This window comes from Corynebacterium sp. (assembly GCF_012837295.1).
GTDB lineage: Bacteria > Actinomycetota > Actinomycetes > Mycobacteriales > Mycobacteriaceae > Corynebacterium.
The window spans coordinates 1-1,761 of record NZ_DURI01000327.1; the positions used below are offsets into that span (position 1 = coordinate 1).

A 1,761-nucleotide genomic window follows, 5' to 3' on the forward strand; every position below is an offset into this window, starting at 1 on the left:
CCACGAACCCAAGTATTCCACGTGGCCCGGATCGGGTGGCCCCGGGTTCGGATCACCCGATTCAGTTCACCCGGTCACCTCCGCGCGGCGAACTCCTCCAGCGCCTCGACGGGCCCGGCGGCGATGACGAGGTCGCCGGCGCGGATCACGTCGTCGGCGATGGCCCGCCGGAAGGACTCTCCCCGCGGCCGGATGGCCAGGATCTGCACCGGCGAATCGCCGCGCGCGTTGATCTCGCCGACGCGGCGGTCCAGCACGGGCACCGGCGGGGCGATCTTCGCCACCGAGAACCCCCGGTCGAATTCCAGGTAGTCCTGCACGCGCCCGCCCATGAGGTGCGCGACGCGGCGGCCGGTGTCGGCCTCGGGCCGGATGACGTGGTGGACGCCGATCCGCCCGAGGATCTTCGCGTGCGCCAGGTTGTCGGCTTTCGCCCAGATGCTGGGCACGCCCATGTCGACCACGGCCGACGCGGTGAGCACGGATGCCTCGATGTTCGAGCCGATGGCGATGACCACGCGGCCAGCGTCGGCCACGCCGAGCTGGCGCAGCGCCTCGGGGTTGGTGGTGTCGGCGCTGACCACGTGGTCGAACGTCGTGGAGCATTCCTGCACGACCCTCGCGTCGGCGTCGACGCACAGGACCTCCACGCCGCCGGCGACGAGTTCTTCGCCGAGGGCCTGCCCGAATCTGCCCAGCCCGAGGATCACCACGGGGCCGGAGGCGGGCGCCGAATCGTCTGCCGCGCGGGGGCCGCGGCGGAATGCGTTAACCAATGAAGGGCCTTTCTTCCGGGTAGTCGTACAGGCGCCCGCGGCCACGGGCCGCCAGGGCCCCGGCGAGCGCGAGCGGCCCGACGCGCCCCGCGAACATGAGGGCTACGAGGACCATTTGGGCGGGCACCGGCAGTTGGCCGGTGATGCCGGTGGACAAGCCGACCGTCGCGAACGCGCTGGTCACCTCGAACAGGATCTGGTCCGAGGTGAATTGCGGCGCGAGGATCAGCAGGGCCATCGTGGCGCCGGTGACCAGGACCAGCGCCGCGGCGAGCACCGCGAGGGATTGCCTGACGACGCGGACGCCCAGCCGCCGACCGTTGGAGATCACGGAGCCGTCTCCCCGCACTTCGGCGACGATGGCGGCGATGAGGACGGCGGCGGTGGTGATCTTCACGCCGCCGGCGGTGCCGCCGGAACCGCCGCCGAGGAACATGAGCACGTCGGTGCCCAGCAGGGTCGATGGGTGGAAGTCGGCGTAGTCGACGGCGTTGAACCCGGCGGTGCGGGGGCTGACGCCGGCGAAGAACGCGTTGAGCAGCCGAGTCGGCGCCGACCCGAGGTGACCCAACGCTCCCCTCCATTCGCCCGGCGCCACCAGCGCCGTGCCCGCCGGGACGAGCAGCGCGGTGCCGCCCCAGGTGAAACGCGCGGTCAGGCTCCACCGGCGCGGCGTGCGCCCCTCGAACCGGGAGCGGGCGCGGCGGGCGGTCTCCAGCAGGACGGGGAAGCCGATGCCGCCGATCATCAGCGCGAACGCCAGCGGCAGCAGCACCCACGCGTCGGAGGCGAAGCCCACGACGTTGTCGGTGTACAGGGCGAATCCGGCGTTGTTGAACCCTGAGATCGCGTGGAAGACGCCCTCCCACGCCGCCCGCGGCCAGCCGTAGCCGTACGCCCAATGGAAGCGCAGCGTCAGCACGGTCGCGACGACAACTTCGACCACCGCGGTGAACAGCACCGTCGCCCGGACCACCCAGGCGAC

Annotated in this window: 2 protein-coding genes; both read right to left on the minus strand. The window is 71.9% G+C overall.

Features of this window, described 5'->3' with window-relative positions; translation table 11 throughout:
* Positions 1-74 precede the first annotated feature (74 nt).
* On the minus strand, positions 75-713 hold the full coding sequence (locus tag GX015_RS10800; RefSeq protein WP_291345068.1) for a TrkA family potassium uptake protein: 639 nt from the start codon (positions 711-713) through the stop codon (positions 75-77).
* 55 nt (positions 714-768) lie between these two features.
* Positions 769-1,761 (minus strand): potassium transporter TrkG (locus GX015_RS10805; protein WP_291345066.1); only part of this gene is annotated, 993 nt, incomplete at its 5' end.